This is a genomic window from Pseudanabaena sp. SR411 (genome assembly GCF_002251945.1).
In the GTDB taxonomy this organism is placed as follows: Bacteria; Cyanobacteriota; Cyanobacteriia; order Pseudanabaenales; family Pseudanabaenaceae; genus Pseudanabaena.
Window position 1 is genome coordinate 101,178 of the sequence record NZ_NDHW01000037.1, and the last position, 20,472, is coordinate 121,649.

The following is a 20,472-nucleotide window of genomic DNA, read 5'->3' on the forward strand; positions in this document are numbered from 1 at the left end:
TAATTTTTTTGGATGAAAGCTAGAAACTCCTTTTTATATAACAATCCTAATTTATAGAAGAGCAGCCTGAAAGGCTGCTCTTCTTAGGGTTGCTGTGGATTTAATCTTGCCATCACCCATGTTACATATGTGCCGACGGGACTCCAAAGCAAATAGGGTAATAATAACCATCCTGCCAAGCTGGAGATTTGCCAAACTTGAGTTGTTAAAACTAACCCCAATATAAAACCGATCGCTCCTACGAGTGCCCCTAACCTGACATTACGAAATCGGGTCATCACTGGGGTATAGGCTAAAATTGCAATTTCCAAGATCGCATAGCCAACCATCAGTAACCATGTGTTAACTGTGGCAGGTTGGGCTTCCCAGAGGAAGGCGGCGGAAGTGATGCCACAAATAAAAATCGCGATCCAAATAAAGGGAATTGCGCCTTCAAAGGTGAGCCATCGTGGACGACGCAACCGCATAAACCATTTGTAGTCAGCGGGATAAAGCTTGTTGAGGGCAAATCCACCAACAAAGGAGATAACCACGATCGCTAGCCAAGTAATAATCATGATGTTTCCTGATCGGCGATCGCACAGCCATCAGTACAACCTTGCAATCTTTGCCGACGTTCAGCAACGATAGTTTGGAGATCGGCGCGACCAGTTAGTAAAAGGCGATAGTCTGCCCAAACGCCATAAAGTGCATCGGCTAAGCTCCCGACTAATGGCAATTTGGTAATTGCATAGATCCAACCGATGCCTAGAATGTCATAGGTTTGGCGAAATACTTCAACATTTTGAACGATCTCACCATTAGGCAACACTGCATGAATCCGTCCCATGGCAGTCTCAAAATCAATCCCCGCATTGTCAGCAGGATTGTAGTCATCGGCGGCGATATCCACAAATTTAATCAAACCGCGATCGCCATCTTTGCCTTTTAAAAAGTTAACTTCACGCACACAGAGAGGACAAGCGCCATCGTATAGCAGCTTAATTTTCCATGTGGACGCTTGGGGGGCGAGTTTGTCTGTTACCTGTGGAGATAGCATTTGGTTCGGCTGATGTAGTTTCTAGCCCTATTTTATCGAGATCGCTTTGGATTTATCTTTGCACAAAGGAATAGATACGACGCAAAGCGTCGCATCTATTCCTTTAGATTAGTAAATTAATGGCGCGGCTTCGCCGCGCCATCAAAAATATAATTCTTTGTTTTATGGAAGCCTATATCAAACTTTAACTAGGGGCTTGGAACCAGTGCGAACAGGAATAGAAATATACATGCCTTCCCTAGCCATCACCGCTCCCGCAAACTTCTCTTGAGCTAGCCGACCAAACTCATCTAACTGATCGTCACTATGCAAAGGATCATGATGGAAAATTACGAGCGTCTTCACATTGGCAGCCTCAGCAACTTTGATCGCCTCTTGCCATGTCGAATGCCCCCAGCCGATTTTGGGACTGGAGCTTGACCAATATTCTTCATCAGAATAAGTAGCATCCATAATCAACACATCAGCATCACGCGCCAGATATACCAGATTTTCATCAATGCGATCGCCAAAATGTTCAGTATCCGTCGCATAAACCGCCACGCGATCGCCACAACTCACTCGATAACCTGTCGCCTCCCCTGGATGATTCAGCAGCCCTGTCTCAATAGTGACCCCATTCCCAATCTCGATCACACTCGGAACTTCAACATCAAAAAACTCTAAACATGAAGCCATCACCCTTAATGGCACAGGAAAATTAGGATGATGCATCTGCTCCTCTAAGCGTTCCTGCATCGTTTGCCCTGTCGGGGCAATTTTCCCGTAAATTTTAAATAGATTCCCTTTCACAAAAGCAGGTGTAAAAAAAGGAAACCCCTGAACATGATCCCAATGGCTATGGGTAAAGAAAATACTCGCCTCGATCGGCATCTGCTTTAACAGATGCTGTCCTAACACCCTAATCCCCGTTCCCCCATCAAAGATGATACGTTCACCTTGGCAACGCATTTCTACACAAGGCGTATTGCCACCATAGCGTACTGTGGTTGGACCAGGGGTAGCTATACTGCCACGCACACCCCAAAAATGAATAGAGAACTCGCTGTCAGAAATGGACATTAGCTAACTCATTGTCAGAGAATTTTGAACCATTGGGGCAAGTCTGAAAACCTAGAAAATTTTAGTAAATTTCTACTTTTAAATTGTTAATCTCAACACTAAGCGTGAATACTAAACGACATTACAAATCTTGCGACTCTTAGCTGCATTACTGTTCAGTTGTTACAATTTATTATCTAGTATGAATAGCAGCTATGTACTACTCACCTAAAATTTAAATCTAGACACCTTTAATTTTAGCAGTCCCATAGAATAAGCAAGATTGGTAGGAAACGATTAAAATATCAGAACGCTGTATCAGAATAATTACCCAATCAATCAAATTAGATTTGGGTATATGCTAACCCTATGTATTGCTTTGTGGCTATCAGCTTTTAGTACTAGCTAGCGACAGACAGACATCGTGAGGAACTAGCAAATTACAAAAAATGTTTTTTACACGTGCGGCAAGGTCACACCTGTAAAAAGTAAGTTCTTCAAATTATAGATTTTTTATAAATTTTGGATACAAGTTTGTGGTACTGACTCAATCAATAGCAACAGCATCTTCTGCCCTACAGTCTAGCTCCTTAACCCTAGCGATCGCAGGCATGAAGTGCGCGGGTTGTGTGGCAACAGTTGAAAAGCGTTTGCTAGCCTGTGACGGGGTAAAGGCGGCAAGTGTGAATTTACTAACGGAGAAAGCAACCGTAGTTTATGGTGGTGAAAGCTTGCCACAGGATTTAGCACCACAATTGATTGAGGCGATCGCCAAAGCAGGTTTTGCGGCGGAGTTGATTAATAAAGGCGATCGCCAATCTTCTCGCAATGCTGTATCTAAAAATTCCCCTCAAAGTTCTGGGTTCGGGCTGACCAAAGAAATTGTTATTCCTGCCTCGTTGGTGATTTTAGCGATCGTCGGACATTTGGGTTTAATCGGTGTCGCTGATTTGCCCTTGATTGGCAATATGTATGCCCATTGGCTAGTCTCAACCGTAGCCTTAGGCTGGATCGGTCGTCCGATTTGGTGGGATGGCTTGAAATCACTGTGGTATCGCGCCCCCAATATGAACTCCTTGGTGGGTTTAGGAACAATTTCGGCATATTTAGCTAGCACGATCGCCTTATTTGTACCGCAGTTAAATTGGCAATGCTTTTTTGAAGAGCCTGTAATGCTTTTGGGTTTTGTGCTTCTGGGACAAGCTCTGTTAGAACGCGCTAAGGGCAAAGCCTCAAATGCAATTCGCGCTTTGATGGAGTTGCAACCTGCTAGCGCCAGATTATTAATCAATAGCACTGATGGCGATCTGCAAGTACCAATGGCAGTCGAAGATCTGCAAGTAGGCGATCGCATCGTGGTTTGGGCTGGAGAAAAAATCCCCGTTGATGGCGAAATTATTGGTGGTGGTTCTAGCGTTGATGAGTCAATGCTCACGGGTGAATCAAGCCCTGTTGCTAAGCAATTGGGAGCGCGAGTCACTGGGGGAACCTTGAATTTGACAGGCGCGATTACAGTCCAAGTTTTGCAAACTGGCTCGGAAACGACTTTGGCGCGGATTGTCTCGCTCGTAGAATCAGCGCAGGCAAGCAAAGCCCCGATTCAATATCTAGCCGATCGCGTAGCAGGATATTTTGCTTACTCAGTGATGGCGATCGCCGCTTTGACATTTTTGACATGGTACGGATTGCTCCATGCCGAAATTGTGTTTAGTTTGAAATTAGCGATCGCAGTTTTAGTAGTGGCTTGTCCCTGTGCGCTAGGATTGGCAACGCCAACAGCAATCATGGTCGGTACTGGGATCGGTGCAGAAAAGGGCATCTTAATCAAAGGTGGGGCAAGTCTAGAAAAGATCGATCAATTGTCGGCAGTGATCTTTGATAAAACAGGCACTTTGACCACAGGTAAGCCTGAAGTCACCGATGTGATCACCAATGACTTAATCGTTTTTGGGCGCAAACTAATCGAGCAAACTACTTTTAAGAGTATGGTCGAAGAGCGCGAAGTCCCAGCTTCCGCTTTACGGTTGTTGCAACTAGCTGCTAGTGCCGAAACTGGCGCAAATCATATTCTCGGTGCAGCGACGATCGCTAAGGCTCAAGAGTTAAATATCGAGGTACTGCCAACACAATCTTCGCAAATTGTGACGGGCTGTGGTGTTGAAGCAATATTGACCACAGGAGAAGAAATTCTGGTGGGTAATAGTGCATGGTTGCGCGATCGCCAAGTGGAAATTTCTGACGAGATGCTAGAGCGTTCTCAGAATTTAGCAGAATTCGGCAAAACTCCAATTTTTATAGCTGTGGATTATCAACTGGTGGGGATCATCGCCATGCGCGATCGCCTTAAACCTGAAGCCCCAGAAGTTGTGCGCCAAATCGAAGCGATGGGTTTACAGGTTTGGATGCTCACGGGTGATCATCAAGAAACTGCCAAGGCGATCGCCAACCAATTAGGCATTCCCCCCGAACGGGCGATCGCTGAAGTCAAGCCCGACGGCAAGGCTGCCACGGTGATGAAATTAATCGCCGAAGGTCAGCGGGTGGCGATGATTGGGGATGGGGTTAATGATGCTCCAGCCTTAGCCAGTGCCACTATAGGCATTGCCCTCAGTTCAGGAACTGATGTAGCCATGGAAACCGCCGATATTGTATTAATGCGTCATGACATCAGCGATGTTGTCCCCGCAATCCAACTCAGTCGCGCCACCTTCAGCAAAATTCGCCAAAATCTATTTTGGGCTTTTGCTTACAACACATTAGCGATTCCCGTCGCCGCAGGTATTCTTTATCCCAGTTTTGGTATTTCTCTCAATCCCACGATCGCAGGTTTAGCAATGGCATTTAGTTCTGTCAGTGTGGTTTTGAGTTCGCTGTCATTGCGAGCCAGAAAACAATAGGTTGTGCAGCGCAAAGCAAAGTACAACCTACTTTTTTTGCAAAAAGATCTAATGTAGGGGCATAGCATTCCCGCAAGAATCCATTCTTTTAGACTGTTTTAATTTGGGAATGCTATGCCCTAACCTCGCAACGTGGGGACAATCTATCGTTGAAAGCAAAGAGGGTTGAGTATTTGCGACTCAAGATTGTGGTGGGGAGTATAAAAATATTGGCGAAAATGCTACACCCATACAAATTTTTGTTTTTTTATTTACAAATCAATTAAGGAATACACCGTGGATTGGATTAATTTAATAATTGCAGGACTATTGGAAGTTGTCTGGGCAAGTAGCTTGAAATACACCGAAGGCTTTACAAAACCATTACCTACCCTCCTCACCATTTCAACGATCACAGCTAGCTTTATCCTGTTAGCACAAGCCTTAAAAACTCTACCAGTAGGCACTGGCTACGCAGTTTGGACAGGGATCGGTGTAGTGGGAACAGCGATCGTTGGTTCTATGTTTCTTGGTGAATCCCGTGATTTATCAAGATTTATCTGCATCAGTCTCATTGTGCTGGGTATTGTCGGTTTGCGATTTACAGGGTCAAAATGATAGGATGATCGCTGCTTTGCAATGCCCTATCGCCTGAAGTACAAGAATGGATTCTAAGCCTCTGCATGAAAAATCTTTGAATGCTAAGTCATTACTATTAAGTATTCTCAGCTTATTGTCTGTTTTATTTATTGTTTTCACTTTACAGGCAAGCTGGAATAATCCACAGGAGCAGACAAAATTAGATTTGCTCCAAACTGATTTGATTTTGCAAGCCACACAAATTCAAGATCAAAATACAGAGAATGCTCAAGATCGTTCCCAAAAAGATGATATCTTCCAAGTCTTGATCGGTGAGAGTAAACCTCAAGACCTTTATAAACAGTCGCTCAGCAGTTATCAAGAAGTTCTCAAAGCCAATAAATCCACACTCACTCGCCTCGATCGCCTAGCACTAGCTCCAGATTCAGGCGGCTATGATCCACAGGCTCTCTCGAAACAACAGCAAAAGAAACTAACTAGCGTCAGTGAAATCAGTATTCGTGCGGGGCTTCTGCAAATGCAGACTGGTGATATTCAAGGGGCGATCGCGACATGGGAAGACGTGGCAAAATTAGAGGGAGAATCCATGAGCAGCTATGGATTAACTGCCCAGATTCTCAAAGGATTATGGTCAGAGCCGACGATGTTATTTCCTAATGCCGAAACTCAGATTCGGCGCACCCTTGATGGCTGGTATCGTAAAGTTGCACTGACTAAACTCTATCAATCTCAACAAAGAGATGAGAAATTACCTGAACTCGAACAACAAGCCCAAATAGAAGTCAACTTAGCAATTAATCGTTTAGTAGTCGTTAATTCTATTCCCCTCATCGGTGGCAGTGTGGGGATCTTAGTGTGGTTAGGCTTACTAGTGCAATGGATTTTCTTCCGTAAGTCTTCTCCATTCCATCGCAAAAGTGACCTAGACCAAAATCTCAATCAAATTAATTGGCAAGTGCCTTGGGGAATTGACACAACTTGGGAAGTAATGGTGCTATGGTTTACCGCATTTTGCTTGATGACTCAATTAGTGTTGCCATTGATTTTTGAGTTCCTCGGTCTCCAATCAAGAGCCAGTGAAGATTTCACCATTCAAGCATTACTAGTTCTAATTCCCTATACGCTCTCCGTTATTCCCATGCTGCCAATTTTACAGGCTAGCCTTGCCGCCTACCGTCCTTTACCCGAAGGCTGGTTTCGCATCAAGATTACGCCGCCACAATGGTTAGCTTGGGGAATTGGCGGATATTTTGCCGCCGTTCCCTTAGTGCTGATCGTTTCTGTGATTAGCCAAAAATTCCTACAAGGACAAGGTGGCGGTAATCCTTTATTACCAATCTTGACCGAGAGCCAAAATGATCTGCCCAAGTTTTTACTCTGGACAACCCTTGCGATCGCTGCACCCTTCTTTGAGGAATACCTATTTCGCGGATTTCTATTACCATCATTGACCAAGTTTTTACCAGTTTGGGGTGCGATCGCCCTCAGTGGATTTTTCTTTGCTCTCGCCCATTTAAATGTCGCGGATATTATTCCCCTCAGTGTTTTAGGAATGGTGATGGGTTTTGTCTATTGGCGATCAAAGAACTTACTCTCTTCGATGCTACTGCACTGCCTCTGGAATAGCGGCAGTTTCTTTGCGTTGATTGCCCTCGGTGGTAAATAGCTAGAAGGTTTGCAAAGCAAACCTTCTAGCTAATATGCAGAACAATCCAAGGATGTTCTACAAAAGCGAAAATATTGCCTTTAAATGGTGCGCTCTGCGATCGATTCTGAGCCGTCAATAAATCTAAAAATCGCTCAATATCTTCAAAATTTACCTGATGCACCAAATATCTTGATAAGAACTGCCTCACAATCCTTCTTTGCAAAGCTAAAGGCTGTTCTTGCAAACGTTGACGATGTAAACGAGGCGCATGATCATCCCAAATCACTGTCATATTATCTACAAAAAAGCTCCTCGCTTGCTCCTCCAAATAGATGACATCACCATGCAAAAGCTCTGAAGTCTGCGCGATCGCCATTTCTAACTGCGGATTAAAATGCTCTTGCAGATAGGGAATCGTTTCTAAACGTAGACGATTGCGTCGATAGTCTAGATTTTGATTAGTGCTATCTTCCCAAATTGGAATTTGCTGCTCATGACAAAATCCTAGAGTTTCATGACGGCTGACATTGAGCAAAGGGCGCACCAACTTAATTTCATCAGTAAGCGATCGCATCCAAGTCAATGACGCTAAGCCATCGGCTCCACTCCCCCGCATCAAGTTATACAGCAATGTCTCAACGCGATCGCTACGAGTATGTCCTGTCACTACATGAGTACATTTATGAGTATTCGCCATCTCCACCAGCATGGCATAGCGCCATTGTCGAGCTTCAGCTTCACTGGTGAGAAAGCTTTCGGCTGTTCTCAAACAAAAGGTAATTCCCCATTCCTTCGCAATATGTTCAACATGCTCAGCATTTGCCACAGAGTCACTACGCCACTGATGATCACAATGGGCGATCGTTAAATTCCAGTTAAACTTAGCGCGTTGCATCTGCAAAAGCTTCGCTAAACATAACGAATCCTGCCCCCCAGAAACCGCCACCAAAAGACTTGCTCCTCTTGGCAATATTTCAGGCTGCGATTTTAAAACAGCGTTTAAGTTAGCCCGTAATAGTTTTGTAAACCGATTATTAGATTTCAAGGGTTATTGCTTAGTAAAATTCGGACGAAACCTGATTATTCATGGCATAATAATGTACAATCTAAAACCTTCAGCATCAGAGAAATCGTGCGAAGATCTTAAAAGAGTATTGCATTTTTGTGTTGTTTGAAGGAGAAGCGATCGCCTCTCTGCTGTTCCGCCTATATTGAGCCTAAGATTGCACGATTTCTGCTAATCCAGCGAAGTTAGTTTGTGGGTGAGGAATATACAAAATGCAAAAGGGAAGCTCTATGATCAATAAATTATTGCTGGTGTCCACAGGCGCAATCTGGGGATTGATGGCGATTGGGCCAATTAATGCCCTCTCTGCACAGTCAAAAGTCGCCAAGAACGTTAAAGTAACCAATTCACAAGTTGTCAAAGGCAAAGTAACCAACGTCACAACGCCTAAGAATACTCCTAAGAAGGTTACGAAAAACGCTCCAACTGTCAAGAAAACTCCTAAAACGGGAGTAGCAAAAGCGCCAGTTCTCCAAAATAAGTTACCTGATACTGCTAAGGATCTTAAGCCTCGGATCGATGTTGTAGCTATCCCCTCATCATTCAATCGCAGTTCTTCTATCTCAATCTCCACCAATCCTGATGTTAATCTTGTAGAAATTGCCCAAGCCAGTACAGACATCGCCCAAGTCGGTAATACAACTTCCAATTCTCCAGATATTATTCGGCAACAACTACTCATTCGTCCGATTCAACCACCAGCTACGAACGTATTCAGACAAATCTACACTCCTTCATTGAATGCGGGTACTCCCGTTGCTTTTGGTCTGCAAACAGGTGATGCTTTTATCAGTGTTGTAGGCTCGACTGCTGGTAGATTAAGAGATACCGTTGATGGCAGTATCTCTGTCGGTACTGGATTGGGAGATGCTAATCAGTATTTTGCAGTTGAAGGTGTTTTCAACATCAATAGTATTCGTAACTTCGGTTCTAACGGCTCTTTTGATCTTAAGGTTCATCGTTCCATCTATCAAGATGATTCTATGCAAGCGGCGATCGCGGTAGGCTGGACTAACTTTGCCAACTATGGAACAAACGCAGGCGGCACGCCTTCCTCAGTTTATGGAGCCGCAACTATTTCTCAATTGACTGATCCAACTAATGCTGACAGTCCGAAGCCTTTAGTCGCGACTATTGGTGTTGGTGGTGGCACTTATCGCAAGTCTACTAGCAATGATGGGGTCGGCATTTTTGCTAACGTTGGCTACCAATTTGATCCTCAGTGGGGTGTGAGTACAGCATGGTCTGGACAAGGGCTAAACTTCGGGTTGGGCTTTTTACCAGATGTCACTTTTCCTTTAAACCTTACCCTGACCTATTCTGATGTTACTAACAATAGTAATGCAGGCACTCAGGTTATCTTTGGTGTTAGCTACGGATTTAACTACTCTGGACGTAGGTAAGTATGAGTTAACCTTTGGGAAAGGTTAACTCATCGGATAATACCAATTCACGAAAGTGGGACAACACTTTTGTGAATTAAAAAACTAACCCAGTAAGGGTTTTTAAAACTAAAAATGGCTACGTCATTTTTAGTTTTGGGATAAGTTGCGATCGCTCTAAAATCACCTAGCTGCCAAATTTCTATGAAAAAAATATTTCTGTCAATTCTCGCTTCAGTGATCTCCTTTGCTGGGATATCACCTGTTTTTGCTGGTACTGCACCTGTTCAACCAGGATGTCAAACCTCCAGCAGTCCAATTTTATTGAATATCCCGCCTAAAGCCCAAAGCAATTTGTTGAGCATCGATATCAGCAATGCGATCGCTCTATTGTTAAATTCCGCGAATACTAACGCAGATATTAGCAACGTTGTTGTGCTGTTGAGCAATGGTAATGGAAGTGGAACTGGTGTGCAGACAGCACAAAGTGCTTTAAGCGCTAGCTTTGCAAATTTGGGAATTAATGTTGGGGCTGGATCGCCTGCATCTTCCTTAATTGATGCGCTTACTGGACTAATTCCTGCTAATTTTAATGCAGGAGATGGACAGACTCAATCTGTTGATCTCCAGAAGCTATTTCTAGCAATTGAGTCTTTTAATCAGATTGTGAATGAACTAGCTAATATTGCCAATGGCTCAGATCCTGTTGCAGCAGAAAAGGCTTTAGCCTCTCTAAATGCTCTATCAACAAATCAAGCATTCACCACTCTTTCTACGACTCTGGCTTCTATCTCCAAAGATTTGAAATAATTCCTAACTGATGTTACGTGGAACTCAGATAATGAACCTCTTGCTGCTAGCATAACAGGGCAACCACGGGGGGATTGCCCCTACCTGTAAATTTTAGATCTTGTAGGGGCTGCGCCCCCGTGCCAGCCCTAGACTTACGCCATCGCAAGAATTCCTTCCACGTAACATCAGTTCCTAAAGAAAAGAGTGGCGGCGCAAAGCGCCGCCACTCTTTTCTTTTAAATTAATCGCAGAAACTTTTTCTTGCCAACTTGCAAAACTTTACCAGCGAGTTCTTCGACATTGGCAAAGGTGCGATCGCCTAATTTTTCACCATCCAGTTTCACCGCACCATTTTTGATTTGGCTTTGGGCTTCGCTATTGCTTTTGCAGAGTCCTGAGGCCTTAACCAAATAATGCAATGGCGCAGGGAAATTGATTTGGGATAGGTCAAATTCGGGAATATCACCAAGATCGTTAGTATTACCAGCGAGAACAATTTGTTCAGCATCCTGTTGGGCTTGAAGTGCTACTTCAGGACTGTGGTATTGACCAACGATCGCTAAAGCTAGTTGTTTTTGCTTTTCGCGAGGATTTTCGGGGAGAGTTGCGAGATCGATATCGGTAAGTAACTCAAAGTACTTATCCACAAGAGCATCAGGGACTTTTTCCAACTTGGAATACATGCTCAATGGCTCATCCGTCAGTCCCACATAATTACCGAGGGATTTAGACATTTTCTGTACACCATCTAAACCTACTAACAATGGCAGCAACAATCCAAACTGAGCAGGTTTACCTTGGCGATTTGGATCTTTTAGTTGTAGGTCACGCCCGACCAGAATATTAAACTTTTGATCAGTTCCGCCTAACTCTACATCCGAGTCGATCGCTACGGAGTCATAGCCTTGCAAAAGTGGGTACAAAAATTCATGCAGGTAAATTGGATTGCCTTTTTCGTAGCGATCACTAAATCCTTCTTTAGCCAGCATTTGCCCCACGGTCATACTTGCCTGCAAGTTAATAATTTGCTGCAAATCAAGTTTATTGAGCCATTCGCCATTACGACGCAACTCAAAGCGATCACTGGAAAAGTCGAGAATTTTTTTGGCTTGCTCAAGATAGGTTTCGGCATTGTAAGCAACTTCTTCAGGTGTGAGACGGGGACGAGCCTCTGAGCGACCTGTGGGATCACCGATTTGGGCAGTGAAGTCACCAATGATTAAGACTGCTTTATGTCCAGCATCTTGAAATTGACGTAATTTTCGCAGCGCTACTGTATGTCCAAGGTGCAGATCAGGACGGGTGGGATCGATCCCTAGTTTAATGCGAAGGGGGCGATCGCTCTTTTGGATGCGATCGCGCAAGTTGTCAGATTCGCTATTAGGAAATATTTCGACAACGCCTCTTTCTAAAAGGGTTGCTAAATTGGGTTGGCTTTGAGACATTCTAAAAAGTTACTTAAAATTTTTGTTAACTATAAATTTGTGAAATCACAAGGTTTTAATCATACTACGCTAAAGGTTTGAGGCTTTTAAAGCTTCTAACTCCGCGATCGATAAACCAGTAATTTGAGAAATTGTGAGATCTTCCAAAAGATTCAATATTTTTCTAGCTATTTCAATAGTGCTTTGCTGGAAACCCTGTTGTTTAGCTTTAGCTGAAGATCATGGCAAATTAACGTTACACAACATTATGAGCCTTTAGCCTATGGTATCAAATTGGCGAGAATGTAGCTGAGCATAACGTCCTGCTTTTTGCAGAAGCTCATCATGGGTTCCTGATTCAACAATTTGACCTTGTTCTAAAACGATAATGCGATCGCTATTTCTAATCGTCGCCAAGCGGTGAGCAATGATAAATACAGTGCGACCTTGCATTAAGCGTTGTAATGCTTCTTGGACAAGGCTTTCTGATTCTGCATCAAGAGCTGAAGTGGCTTCATCAAGAATCAAGATTTTAGGATTATGGAGAACTGCCCTAGCGATGGAAATGCGTTGACGCTGACCACCAGAAAGATTAACTCCGCGTTCTCCTACCCAAGTATCATAACCTTGGGGAAGTTCCATAATAAAATCATGGGCATTGGCAATTCGTGCCGCTTGTTCTACAGATTCAGTATCGTAATCCTTCTGTCCAAAGGCAATATTAGAAGCAACGGTTCCTGAAAAGAGAATATTCTCTTGGGGAACGAGGGCTAGTTGCTGACGGAGACTTTTGATTTGGACATCACGAATATCATAGCCATCAATTAAGATTTTGCCAGTCTTGACATCATGGAAACGCATTAATAGATTCATCAGCGTTGATTTACCTGCGCCTGATGCACCGACTAGGGCGATCGCTTCGCCTTTATTTGCCACGAGATTAATATCCGTGAGAACAGGGCGATCGTTTTGATAATGGAAGCCCACATTAACGTATTCGACTTTGCCTGTGACTTCAGGAAGGGCGATCGCATTAGGCTTTTCCGTAACAACGGGTTGAATCTCAAAAATCTCGAAAATGCGATCAACAGAAGCTTCAGCTTGTTTGATTTCGTTATAGCTTCCAGTGGTATTTGCGATCGGGTCAATTAATAGTGCTACACCTGCACCAAAGGCAACAAATTGTTCGGGAAGTAACCATTTATTAGAAATGAGCCAACCTCCCAATAAAAACAAGAAGCAAATTCCTGCGGCCTCTAAAAAACCAACTACGGGATATTGAATGGCTCTAACGCGATCGGCGGCATATTTACGGCGGCTATTTTGTTCTGATTCTTGCTTAAACCGCTCGACTTCGTAGGATTCTGTGGCAAAGGCGCGGACGAGACGAATGCCGCTAAAAATTTCTGATAGTAAGGCGGCGAGGTTAGAAACTTGATCTTGGCTACGGCGGCTAAGGCTCAACATGCGATCGCCAAACCATGCAATTAACAAGGCAATTAGGGGTGCAACTGCAAGCGTAGTCAGGGTTAAAATCCAATTTAAATAAATCATGTACGCCAGTACAAAAATCAATTGCAATACTGACGGAATGAATTGATGGAAAAACTTACCGATGACTTCACCAATGCGATCAATATCTTCAGTCAATCGATAGGACAAATCTCCAGTACGCGACTCCGCAAAATAATCCAAATCAAGGGTTTGCAAATGGGAGTACACATCCACACGCAAATCTCTTGCTGCATTCAAAGCTGCCTGAGCCATCATCGAGTCCTGTCCGTACTGCCCCAAGCCCCGAAATACGAACATAACTACGGTGAAAATCGCGATCTGAATAATCGCATTGACATCCCCCTTGCCTAATGCTTGAGCAACTCGCCCTAAAAGTTCAGCAAGTAGAGGCATTGTACCGATAAAGACTAACGTGCATAAAAATGCTTTAGCTATGAGAAAACGTTGGGGATAAACGTAATCTCGCATCTGCCAGTAGGAAGAGCGCTTTGAAGATTTCCCTAAAGATCGTTGTTTCAAACTCGTAGCTCAAATGTTTGCAATTCATCAAAGATAAGTTTCTCACTTTATCGCACCAACTTGCCGCGATCGCATTGCCTATCATCGCTCAGGATTGTTGGGATCTTCTTCTGGCGGATCTAAAAGCCCAAGCCTTAATAACTTTTTCGCTAAGTTATAAGCATCTTGCTTACTACCGTCTTTGCGAATTCCAAGCACTACAACAACTACAGTAATTTGAGCTTGCTCAATAGTATAAATTATGCGATATCGCTGTCCAACCGCGCGGACGCTGTAATAACCATCTAGTTCACCTAGCAATGGTTTACCCTGTATTTCAGGAGATTCTGCGAGTTTATCAATGCGATCGCTAATTTTTTGACGAATGCGGCGATCGTTAATCGCTTGCAATAATTTGAAGGCTGTAGGCTGAATGACGATGCGGTACATTTAGAGGTCTAAGTCCCGTTTAGCAGATTCCCAATCGAGACCTTGTGCTGATTGAGCCTCAGTAATCCCTTGGCGTAAGTTAACCATGAGGCTAGAGTCTCCCAAAATTTCTAAGGTTTCGAGAATGGATTCGTAATGTTGCCATGTCATGACGGCTAAAACAGGCTTACCTCGGCGGGTAATAGCCAATGTTCCACCTTCTTTAACTAGTTTTTCAGGTAACGAAGTTAGTTCATGCCTTGCTTCGGTAATGGGAAGGTTGGATAGCATTGTTTTTAGAAATCATCTGTACATCTAAGTGTACATCTAAATTTTAGTCTGTGGGAATGAGAGCGAAACTATTAGCAAATTGCTCAAAGTCTGCAAAATTTGGTCTATTAGAAGCATTTTGAGCATCAGGTTGGTAATAGCTGACTGTATAGATAAATTTATTGGCTTCCAGAGTTAATACTTTGACTTTCCAGCTTGTGGAGTTACTGGAAGAATCACCAGTCTCGCCTGCAAATTTTTGGGTGAATTCCTTTTTCGAGCCAGACTTTGCCCCTTTGACTTTGGGATCAAAAGGAACTTCTTTTAGATCTGTGATGTTTTCAGCACTATTAGAGGCGATCGCTTTGCTATCAATCGGTTGTCTTGATATCACCGTATAGATTTGCTGTTTTTGTTGTAGTTGTTTCACTAAATCATTTTTATTTAGTCCCTTAGCAATATCTCGACTAGGCGTAAAAATTACCGTACTTGCACCTGAAGTTTCTAAACCGAGATCAATCGCTTGCCAGTCGGCAGGATAGCGGAGGGTATAACCTGTACCTGTATACTTTCCTGTTGTTTCGGGTTTAGCATCCTCAGAGCCACAAATCTCAATTTTGCTAGCATCTTGATTGGTCTGCAAGGTGTAGCGCATATCTTCAGCGATCAGTTTGATTTCCAATCCTTCTTGAGTCGGAGCCGAGGTTTGACATAAATCGCTAATATTTGCTAGCTGCGGTTTTTGAGCCTCTGCCACAATCGCTACATTGGGCGACAGATTAAGCTGCGATCGCAAATAACTAATTGCTTTTTCAGTCGCAAGATTATTAGTTGGTGTGGTCAGGCTAGTCAATGGAGTCTGCTGACAGCTAAAAAGCAATCCTGCGATCGCGACAATTCCGATATAGGTGTGAAACTTTGGCATAACATAAAACGACATATCGCCACTATCTTAACTAAATGGACATCAAAACACTCGTATTTCCTGCGATCGCTACGATCGGTGCATTGCTCGTTTACTTTGGCTTAGGTATCGGTGTGGGCGTAGCGCGAGTTAAATACAAAATTATGCCGCCCCAAACTACAGGCAACGAAGACTTCGAGCGAGTCTATCGCGCTCACCAAAATACATTGGAGCAAATTGTAATTTTTCTACCTGCCCTATGGCTATTTAGTATTTTTGTTAATCCCAACTGGGGGGCAATCTTAGGTGCTGTGTGGATTGTGGGACGCATCGCCTATGCATGGGGATACTATATCGAAGCAAGCAAACGCGCCGCAGGAAATGGGATCGCTTCTTTAGCAACCCTTGCTCTCATCTTTGGCACACTTTTTAACCTTGTGCGTGGACTATTTTTTGAGAAGTAATGAAGAGTCGTTCACACGACTCTTCATTACTTAGGCAATCGTTGTCAGACAAGGGGCTTAAGCCCCTTGTTCCTATTGATGGATAGATAGAAAGAGTCTATAGGTGTCATAATCATTTGCGTATAAATACTCAGCGAAACTAACAATATCTATATGTCTAAACTTGTCGCGATCGCCGCGAGCTTATACTTTGTTACCCTTGCTTATTTCGGATTTGTCCCTGCTGCTTCGGCACATACACTCAACTATTCTCTAAATTCTGCGATCGCAACACCTATGGCAATTTTTTCTTTTTCTGGCACACGCCCTACAAATATCGGTGTAACCGATGGCAAACTGCTTGCTTGTCCCGATTCTCCCAACTGTGTCTCTAGCCAAAGCACCGACGCAGAACATAAAATCGCACCTTTAAACTACACAGGTGATCCTGCTAAAGCGTTAGCAGATCTTAAGGCGGTAATTGAAAACATGCCCCGCACCAAAATTATTACCGCCGAAGGTAACTATATTTACGCTGAATTTACCAGCGCTCTCATGGGCTATGTCGATGATGTTGAGTTTTACCTCAATACCGACAAGAGCGTGATCGAGGTACGTTCAGCTTCTCGCCTAGGTAAGTCAGATCTTGGAGTCAACCGCGATCGCGTTGAAGCTATTCGCGCCCAAATGGCTTAAATACAGCGTAAAGCCTTGTAAAATCTCAATAGAATTACCGCAATCATCTCTTATCCCAATTCACAAAAGTGTGACAACACTTTTGTGAATTTAAAACCCAACCCAATAAAGATTTTAAAAACGCAAAATGGCGTAGCCATTTCGTGTTTTGGTATAACAAAAGCTAAAGAGCGCACTTTGTGCGCTCTTTAGCTTTTGTTATATCGCAAATAAACAATGCATATCACTCAATCGATACCATTGAGATTTATGATTGATATTGATAAAAAACCGTTATTTGATTATTTAACTAGCTTAATTTACAAGCTCAAGGAAATCTTATGGGAATCGCAGTTGGTTTGGTTGAGGTACTGGGTCATCCTCCCGCACTTTCCGTCGCTGACACAATGGTCAAAGCCGCGAATGTAACTTTTGTGGGCTACGAGAAAGTAAGCGGCGCACGCCTAACCATTATCATCCGTGGACCAGTTGGCGATGTCCAAAAAGCTGTCGCCGCAGGTGTAGAAGCAGCTAAAAAAATTGAAGTCTTGAGTTCCAAGGATAAGGCTCTATTTTTGTCGGCTACTGTAATTCCTCGTCCCCATGCCAATGTCGAAGTAATCACTAAGACTATGCAATTTAGCGAAGCTATGGAGCAATTCCGTTAATCAAGGAAAAGGGAAAAAGGAAAAAGGAAAAATATATTTAAAGAATGAAAATTCTGGTTTTGCATGGACCAAATCTGAATATGCTCGGCTTACGGGAGCCAGAGGTATATGGCAGCACTACATTAGCGCAAATTAACGATCGCCTAACTCAAGATGCAATAGAGTTAGGCGCAGAGTTGAGCTTTTTGCAATCCAATCATGAGGGTGTGCTGATTGATAAAATTCATGCTGCTTTTCAGGTACAGCAAGGAATCTTAATCAATCCTGGTGGGCTTACCCATACGAGTGTGGCGCTTAGAGATGCGATCACCTCAGTGAATATCCCGACAGTAGAGGTGCATCTCAGCAATATCCATAAGCGCGAAGAATTTCGTCATCATTCATTTATTGCACCAATTGCGATCGGGCAGATTTGTGGTTTTGGCGCTGAGAGCTATCGTTTAGGCTTACGCGCATTAGTTAATCATTTACTCCCAACTCAACAGGGAGATTGACATCAAGAGGCAATTTTTTGTTTAGTCTGGTAAAGATCGCAGATCTTCTAGCGTTAGCCCTGTTATATAGGTGATCGTCTGTTCATCAAAATTACCCAACATTTTTTTCGCAATCTCAGAGGCTTTCTGAAGTTGCCCTTCTTGCCTTCCTTTATGTATTTATTATTTAGCGGTACTGATAATATTTTAGTTATTCAAAGCGCGATCGCATATTCCGTTATCCAAAGCGATCGCTGAATATTTTTTGGACAATGCTTGTTGTGAAACAAAATAAATCGCCTAATCCACTGCATATAGTTTTCTTCGGTGCGTTAAAAATATTTCTTAAGCATTATGCGATCGCTTACTCTATCTGACAATTTTCGAGGTGGTGGCTCTCAGTTTACAAAAAAATCATGAAGCAAATAACCTAAATAATACATTGTATTTTCAGGTTAATGCACCATTTGGGTGATAGCCAGAATTTTGCTGCTTTGTACACCATATAGGGTAAATAGCTTAAATAGACAAAATTTTTCTCCCTAATACGCCGTATAGAGTGATTAGACAGCAACTTGACATTCAGACTATATCGCCTATAGTCGTACTAGACAGAATTTTTCTATCTAAACACAGTTAGATAGCTTCTGTTACTGGGTACATTGGTAGCGAAAGGGTATCAGTCAGTTGTTCCAGCTACGATTCTACTTCCGCTACACACTGGCAGAATCGTAGCTGAGCTAGTACTAACTTGCATACAATCTCAGTCGAGAGAAGGTGTAGATGACAGTAGCCTTACAATGGATCATTGCGATTACAGCTATCCTCGCTCCAACCTTACATCTGTTGTCAGATGTACTGGAGTGGAATAGCGGAGGTTTTTCACATATGCAACTACTCATCAACTACGTCGGATTTCTGCCAATACCGTTTCTCCTGTTTGGATTGTATGCGTATCAGCGTCCTCAAATCGGATGGGATGGGTTGATTGGCTCGGTGCTGTATGGAATAGCCTTTATTTACTTTGCTCACACAACACTGATCGCAATTGAGGGGTCTATCTCCAACTACGAGATGCTGCTGGGGAAACTTGGTGGTGTCTACACCTTTCACGGAGGGTTGATGGTGGTTGGGGGCACAATGTTTGGAATTGCTTCTCTACGCGCTAAAGTTCTATGGCAAGGTGCTGTCAGCCTCTTCATGGTTGGGATTATTCTGAACTTTGGTGTTGCGCTTCTACCGCTGCCAGATATTCTCCAAATACTGGGGAGTTCAGTAAGAAATTTGGGGCTGATTGCAATGGGGGTATCGATCATACGAAAATCTGTTGTGTTGCCACAATCGTTAACCTAATGAGTTCCTGCATAAGGAATACCTTAAGGAGACATCAATGGAATTACTTTTTAAGATTTCGTTTTTAGTGCTTTCTGCTCTGTTTGCTGGAGTTGTTCTATTCCTTGCTACAGTTCTCCGATCAACATTTAACGCATTAACAGAAGAACAATATTATGCTGTTTTTTCAAAAATTATTGTGATGGGGAGAAAGTCGATTGCGATCAACACAATTGTGCTCATTCCGATTCTGATATTTGTAGCATATCTGATTTATGGCTTTAGAAACTGGTTGTTTATCATCGGAGCATTGCTATACATATTAGGTTCTTTTGTATCATCAAGATTGATTAATGAACCTGCATATAAGCAATTACTTGAAACAGATATCAATGATCCAGCAGCATTAGCTAGGATTCGTGGATTGCTCAATAAAGGTAATATAACCCGAGCAATTTTCTCTCTATTTGGGACAGTATTGGTTGGAATATCAATCTATTAATATTTCAGTTGATAATGACAAGACTGCAACAGCAACAATTCCCATGGCAAGAATTAGGCAAAATCTTGGCAGGCTTTCTCTGCATCTGGGTTGCATTTGATCGCACTGCCCATTTAACTCACAGTACATTTGGAGAATCGGGTGTACTGATTTGTATCGTTGTAGTAGCGACAACTTTTGGGGTGGAAAAGTTAATCTTTAAACAAACAGTAGCGGATGCAATGCGATCGCTTGGCTTGGGATGTCCTAATCTGCGTACAATGCTGATTGCAATCTTCATTTGCGTGATGCTTTTAGCGTTCTACCCAGCTTTTTCACTGGTGACAGGAGCTAAGTTGACCTTGCATAATGACTGGCTTGGGATGTCTCTAGGCTTGTTTGCCCAAGCAGGAGTCGCAGAGGAAGTCTTATTTCGAGGCTATCTGTTTGGACATCTCCGAAGGGAACGGACATTTTGGCACGCGGCACTCCTTTCATTGCTGCCCTTTGTCGCAGTACATGTCTTACTGTTTGCGTCCTTGGATTGGGCAATCGCTCTGGCTTCAATACTTTTAGCTGTGGCAGTGACAGTTCCATTCTGCTATCTTTACGATCGCAATCGCCGCACCATTTGGGCATCAGCACTCATCCATTGGATTATTCAAGGTGCAATCAAACTGGTCATTATTCCCGATAGTTTCTCCCTACCAATCGCACTTGGTTGGATGGCAATGTGTGCAACCGTACCCTATGTTGTCTTTGTGTTTCGAAGAAATCGGATCTCTAACCAGCTACTGATATAACGCCAGCTAACAAGTAGATGAAGCGAACGATTGAGGAATGTGGATGATGGTGATGCATAGGTTATCTATATGCCGCTTATCTTGATCATTAGTTTTCTCAACAAATTATTTAT

Annotated in this window: 21 protein-coding genes and 1 pseudogene; 12 read left to right on the plus strand and 10 right to left on the minus strand. The window is 43.1% G+C overall.

Features of this window, described 5'->3' with window-relative positions:
- Positions 1 to 83: 83 nt before the first annotated feature.
- The 3 genes from B9G53_RS02260 to B9G53_RS02270 all read right to left on the minus strand — a co-directional run bounded on the left by B9G53_RS02260 (position 84) and on the right by B9G53_RS02270 (position 2,101).
- Positions 84 to 557 carry a TspO/MBR family protein gene (locus B9G53_RS02260; protein WP_094528694.1) on the minus strand — a complete coding sequence of 158 codons (474 nt, stop codon included), beginning with the start codon at positions 555 to 557 and terminating at the stop codon, positions 84 to 86.
- Entirely contained in the window at positions 554 to 1,039 is a 486-nt protein-coding gene (locus B9G53_RS02265; protein WP_094528695.1) for a thiol-disulfide oxidoreductase DCC family protein, read from the minus strand. The genes B9G53_RS02260 and B9G53_RS02265 overlap by 4 nt, the downstream gene beginning before the upstream one ends.
- Before the next feature lie 177 nt (positions 1,040 to 1,216).
- Positions 1,217 to 2,101, minus strand: a complete 885-nt coding sequence (locus B9G53_RS02270; protein ID WP_094528696.1) for an MBL fold metallo-hydrolase — start codon at positions 2,099 to 2,101, stop codon at positions 1,217 to 1,219.
- Positions 2,102 to 2,616: 515 nt separating this feature from the next.
- Here B9G53_RS02270 and B9G53_RS02275 point away from each other — a divergent pair.
- The 3 genes from B9G53_RS02275 to B9G53_RS02285 all read left to right on the plus strand — a co-directional run bounded on the left by B9G53_RS02275 (position 2,617) and on the right by B9G53_RS02285 (position 7,222).
- Complete coding sequence (locus B9G53_RS02275) at positions 2,617 to 4,977, plus strand: cation-translocating P-type ATPase (RefSeq protein WP_254923514.1); 2,361 nt, start codon at positions 2,617 to 2,619, stop codon at positions 4,975 to 4,977.
- A gap of 276 nt (positions 4,978 to 5,253) precedes the next feature.
- A complete protein-coding gene (gene sugE / locus B9G53_RS02280; RefSeq protein WP_094528697.1) occupies positions 5,254 to 5,574 on the plus strand; it encodes a quaternary ammonium compound efflux SMR transporter SugE in 321 nt (106 codons plus the stop codon).
- Positions 5,575 to 5,620: 46 nt separating this feature from the next.
- Entirely contained in the window at positions 5,621 to 7,222 is a 1,602-nt protein-coding gene (locus B9G53_RS02285; protein ID WP_094528698.1) for a CPBP family intramembrane glutamic endopeptidase, read from the plus strand.
- A gap of 25 nt (positions 7,223 to 7,247) precedes the next feature.
- On the opposite strand, the gene tilS is transcribed toward B9G53_RS02285, so the two are convergent.
- Positions 7,248 to 8,249, minus strand: coding sequence for a tRNA lysidine(34) synthetase TilS (gene tilS, locus B9G53_RS02290; protein WP_094528699.1), 1,002 nt, complete (start codon positions 8,247 to 8,249; stop codon positions 7,248 to 7,250).
- 251 nt (positions 8,250 to 8,500) lie between these two features.
- Between tilS and B9G53_RS02295 the strand changes: the two genes are divergently transcribed.
- Both B9G53_RS02295 and B9G53_RS02300 read left to right on the plus strand, forming a co-directional pair.
- Positions 8,501 to 9,673 carry a hypothetical protein gene (locus B9G53_RS02295; protein WP_141211679.1) on the plus strand — a complete coding sequence of 391 codons (1,173 nt, stop codon included), beginning with the start codon at positions 8,501 to 8,503 and terminating at the stop codon, positions 9,671 to 9,673.
- Positions 9,674 to 9,856: 183 nt separating this feature from the next.
- Positions 9,857 to 10,462, plus strand: a complete 606-nt coding sequence (locus B9G53_RS02300; protein ID WP_094528701.1) for a hypothetical protein — start codon at positions 9,857 to 9,859, stop codon at positions 10,460 to 10,462.
- A gap of 218 nt (positions 10,463 to 10,680) precedes the next feature.
- On the opposite strand, the gene tyrS is transcribed toward B9G53_RS02300, so the two are convergent.
- From tyrS to B9G53_RS02325, 5 genes are all read right to left on the minus strand, one after another.
- Complete coding sequence (tyrS, locus tag B9G53_RS02305) at positions 10,681 to 11,889, minus strand: tyrosine--tRNA ligase (RefSeq protein ID WP_094528702.1); 1,209 nt, start codon at positions 11,887 to 11,889, stop codon at positions 10,681 to 10,683.
- Positions 11,890 to 12,144: 255 nt separating this feature from the next.
- A complete protein-coding gene (locus tag B9G53_RS02310; RefSeq protein ID WP_094528703.1) occupies positions 12,145 to 13,851 on the minus strand; it encodes an ABC transporter ATP-binding protein in 1,707 nt (568 codons plus the stop codon).
- A 132-nt stretch (positions 13,852 to 13,983) separates the two neighbouring features.
- On the minus strand, positions 13,984 to 14,331 hold the full coding sequence (locus B9G53_RS02315; protein ID WP_094528704.1) for a type II toxin-antitoxin system RelE/ParE family toxin: 348 nt from the start codon (positions 14,329 to 14,331) through the stop codon (positions 13,984 to 13,986).
- The gene (locus tag B9G53_RS02320) at positions 14,332 to 14,601 is read right to left on the minus strand and encodes a type II toxin-antitoxin system Phd/YefM family antitoxin (RefSeq protein ID WP_094528705.1); all 270 of its coding nucleotides are present in this window, start codon (positions 14,599 to 14,601) and stop codon (positions 14,332 to 14,334) included. It lies immediately after the preceding gene.
- Between the two features lie 43 nt (positions 14,602 to 14,644).
- Complete coding sequence (locus B9G53_RS02325) at positions 14,645 to 15,505, minus strand: hypothetical protein (protein ID WP_094528706.1); 861 nt, start codon at positions 15,503 to 15,505, stop codon at positions 14,645 to 14,647.
- A gap of 35 nt (positions 15,506 to 15,540) precedes the next feature.
- On the opposite strand from B9G53_RS02325, the gene B9G53_RS02330 reads away from it, so the two are divergent.
- The 4 genes from B9G53_RS02330 to aroQ all read left to right on the plus strand — a co-directional run bounded on the left by B9G53_RS02330 (position 15,541) and on the right by aroQ (position 17,764).
- On the plus strand, positions 15,541 to 15,948 hold the full coding sequence (locus tag B9G53_RS02330) for an MAPEG family protein (protein ID WP_094528707.1): 408 nt from the start codon (positions 15,541 to 15,543) through the stop codon (positions 15,946 to 15,948).
- A 153-nt stretch (positions 15,949 to 16,101) separates the two neighbouring features.
- Entirely contained in the window at positions 16,102 to 16,623 is a 522-nt protein-coding gene (locus B9G53_RS02335; protein WP_094528708.1) for a DUF1499 domain-containing protein, read from the plus strand.
- Between the two features lie 320 nt (positions 16,624 to 16,943).
- Positions 16,944 to 17,270: a BMC domain-containing protein gene (locus tag B9G53_RS02340; RefSeq protein WP_094528709.1), complete on the plus strand. Its 327-nt coding sequence runs from the start codon at positions 16,944 to 16,946 to the stop codon at positions 17,268 to 17,270.
- Between the two features lie 44 nt (positions 17,271 to 17,314).
- The gene (gene aroQ, locus B9G53_RS02345; protein WP_094528710.1) at positions 17,315 to 17,764 is read left to right on the plus strand and encodes a type II 3-dehydroquinate dehydratase; all 450 of its coding nucleotides are present in this window, start codon (positions 17,315 to 17,317) and stop codon (positions 17,762 to 17,764) included.
- Between the two features lie 194 nt (positions 17,765 to 17,958).
- Here the strand turns inward: aroQ and B9G53_RS28910 are convergent.
- Positions 17,959 to 18,063: pseudogene (locus B9G53_RS28910) on the minus strand (hypothetical protein); the annotation flags it as partial.
- 463 nt (positions 18,064 to 18,526) lie between these two features.
- Between B9G53_RS28910 and B9G53_RS02350 the strand changes: the two are divergent.
- Genes B9G53_RS02350 through B9G53_RS02360 form a run of 3 tightly spaced genes read left to right on the plus strand, consistent with a single transcriptional unit; the run spans position 18,527 to position 20,359 of the window.
- Positions 18,527 to 19,096, plus strand: a complete 570-nt coding sequence (locus tag B9G53_RS02350) for a hypothetical protein (protein WP_217901491.1) — start codon at positions 18,527 to 18,529, stop codon at positions 19,094 to 19,096.
- Between the two features lie 37 nt (positions 19,097 to 19,133).
- Positions 19,134 to 19,577 carry a DUF1772 domain-containing protein gene (locus tag B9G53_RS02355; protein ID WP_094528711.1) on the plus strand — a complete coding sequence of 148 codons (444 nt, stop codon included), beginning with the start codon at positions 19,134 to 19,136 and terminating at the stop codon, positions 19,575 to 19,577.
- A gap of 14 nt (positions 19,578 to 19,591) precedes the next feature.
- Positions 19,592 to 20,359 carry a CPBP family intramembrane glutamic endopeptidase gene (locus B9G53_RS02360; RefSeq protein ID WP_094528712.1) on the plus strand — a complete coding sequence of 256 codons (768 nt, stop codon included), beginning with the start codon at positions 19,592 to 19,594 and terminating at the stop codon, positions 20,357 to 20,359.
- Positions 20,360 to 20,472: the final 113 nt, after the last annotated feature.

Excerpts from the sequence above, each read along its gene's own strand:
- B9G53_RS02300 (WP_094528701.1), top strand. The coding sequence starts at position 9,857 with ATGAAAAAAATATTTCTGTCAATTCTCGCTTCAGTGATCTCCTTTGCT.
- B9G53_RS02325 (WP_094528706.1), bottom strand. The coding sequence starts at position 15,505 with ATGCCAAAGTTTCACACCTATATCGGAATTGTCGCGATCGCAGGATTG.
- B9G53_RS02270 (WP_094528696.1), bottom strand. The coding sequence starts at position 2,101 with ATGTCCATTTCTGACAGCGAGTTCTCTATTCATTTTTGGGGTGTGCGT.
- B9G53_RS02335 (WP_094528708.1), top strand. The coding sequence starts at position 16,102 with ATGTCTAAACTTGTCGCGATCGCCGCGAGCTTATACTTTGTTACCCTT.
- B9G53_RS02330 (WP_094528707.1), top strand. The coding sequence starts at position 15,541 with ATGGACATCAAAACACTCGTATTTCCTGCGATCGCTACGATCGGTGCA.
- B9G53_RS02315 (WP_094528704.1), bottom strand. The coding sequence starts at position 14,331 with ATGTACCGCATCGTCATTCAGCCTACAGCCTTCAAATTATTGCAAGCG.
- B9G53_RS02350 (WP_217901491.1), top strand. The coding sequence starts at position 18,527 with ATGACAGTAGCCTTACAATGGATCATTGCGATTACAGCTATCCTCGCT.
- B9G53_RS02340 (WP_094528709.1), top strand. The coding sequence starts at position 16,944 with ATGGGAATCGCAGTTGGTTTGGTTGAGGTACTGGGTCATCCTCCCGCA.
- B9G53_RS02285 (WP_094528698.1), top strand. The coding sequence starts at position 5,621 with ATGGATTCTAAGCCTCTGCATGAAAAATCTTTGAATGCTAAGTCATTA.
- aroQ (WP_094528710.1), top strand. The coding sequence starts at position 17,315 with ATGAAAATTCTGGTTTTGCATGGACCAAATCTGAATATGCTCGGCTTA.
- B9G53_RS02295 (WP_141211679.1), top strand. The coding sequence starts at position 8,501 with ATGATCAATAAATTATTGCTGGTGTCCACAGGCGCAATCTGGGGATTG.
- B9G53_RS02355 (WP_094528711.1), top strand. The coding sequence starts at position 19,134 with ATGGAATTACTTTTTAAGATTTCGTTTTTAGTGCTTTCTGCTCTGTTT.
- tyrS (WP_094528702.1), bottom strand. The coding sequence starts at position 11,889 with ATGTCTCAAAGCCAACCCAATTTAGCAACCCTTTTAGAAAGAGGCGTT.
- B9G53_RS02360 (WP_094528712.1), top strand. The coding sequence starts at position 19,592 with ATGACAAGACTGCAACAGCAACAATTCCCATGGCAAGAATTAGGCAAA.
- B9G53_RS02320 (WP_094528705.1), bottom strand. The coding sequence starts at position 14,601 with ATGCTATCCAACCTTCCCATTACCGAAGCAAGGCATGAACTAACTTCG.
- B9G53_RS02310 (WP_094528703.1), bottom strand. The coding sequence starts at position 13,851 with ATGCGAGATTACGTTTATCCCCAACGTTTTCTCATAGCTAAAGCATTT.
- B9G53_RS02260 (WP_094528694.1), bottom strand. The coding sequence starts at position 557 with ATGATTATTACTTGGCTAGCGATCGTGGTTATCTCCTTTGTTGGTGGA.
- B9G53_RS02265 (WP_094528695.1), bottom strand. The coding sequence starts at position 1,039 with ATGCTATCTCCACAGGTAACAGACAAACTCGCCCCCCAAGCGTCCACA.